This is a genomic window from Kitasatospora sp. NPDC058965 (assembly GCF_042741245.1).
Classification (GTDB): Bacteria; Actinomycetota; Actinomycetes; order Streptomycetales; family Streptomycetaceae; genus Kitasatospora.
Genome location: NZ_JBHYKG010000616.1, coordinates 1 through 1,080, shown reverse-complemented (window position 1 = coordinate 1,080; position 1,080 = coordinate 1). Strand labels below are relative to the sequence as shown.

Here is a 1,080-nt window from a genome sequence, read left to right as displayed (position 1 = left end):
CGGCTGCTTAATATGTGTATACGAGACATATCCTACCACCTGCCCTCCGCACCCGACCGGGGCCGGCGCCGGGGCCCGGGCCCGCGGCCGCCGCCCGGCGGCGGGACCGGGCGTCGATCCGGCCGACTTTCGCCGCTGTCAGCCGCCCGGTGGTCCCGATAGGCTGATCCGCATGTCAGATCTGGAGGGGTACCAGCTGCTTCGGGAGCTGGAGAACGGTCCGACCGGAACCGTCTGGGAGGCGCTGGATCGGCAGTTGGGGCACCGGGTGGCCGTGCACCAGGTCCCGCCGCAGGCCTCGGCCGAGGCGGCCGAGCGTTCGCTGGCCGAGGCCGAGAAGGTCGGGCGGCTGGCCCACCCGCACCTGGTCGCCGTCCAGCACCGCACCGAACGGGCCCTGGTGGCCGAGCTGTTGACCGGCCGACCGGTGGACCCGGCGGGCGGCGACGACCTGGGGCTGCTGCTGGTCCAGGCGCAGCAGGCGTTCCTGGGCCTGCAGGCCGCGCACGCGGTCGGGGTGGTGCACTGGGCGCTCCGGCCGGACCGGCTGGTCGCCACCGACCAGGGCGGCCTCAAGCTGACCGGCTTCGGCACCGCCTACCTCGCTCCGGCGGTGGAGACCGGCAACGCCCCGTACCTGGCCCCCGAGCAGTGGCGCCAGGTGCCGGCCGACGGGCGCGCCGACCTGTACGCGCTGGGCTGCTCGCTCTTCCACCTGGTGACCGGTCGGCCGCCCTACCCGGGCAGTTCGGCCGAGGAGTTGATGCACCGCCACCTGAACGACCCGGTGCCGTCGGCGGCCCCGTACCGGCCCGGGCTGCCGCGGGCGCTGGACGCGCTGCTGCAGGCGCTGATGGCCAAGGACCCGGCGGCCCGCCCGGCCGACGCGGCCGCCGTGCGGACCCGGCTGGGCGAGATCGCCGCCGGGTACCACGGGCAGGCGGACCGCCGCCCGGCCCCGCCCGGTTTCGCCCCGCCGCCCGGTTTCGCCCCGCCGCCCGGCTACGCGCCGCCGCCCGGTTTCGCGCCGCCCGTCGGCGCCCACCCGGCAGCCCCCGCACCGGCGTTCGCGCCGCCGCC

The 1,080-nt window shown here is 77.1% G+C and carries 1 protein-coding gene; it reads left to right on the top strand.

Annotated elements, in window-relative coordinates; translation table 11 throughout:
* Positions 1–172: 172 nt before the first annotated feature.
* Positions 173–1,080: serine/threonine-protein kinase (locus ACFW1A_RS40615; protein WP_380418788.1), on the top strand; the 908-nt coding region annotated here is incomplete at its 3' end.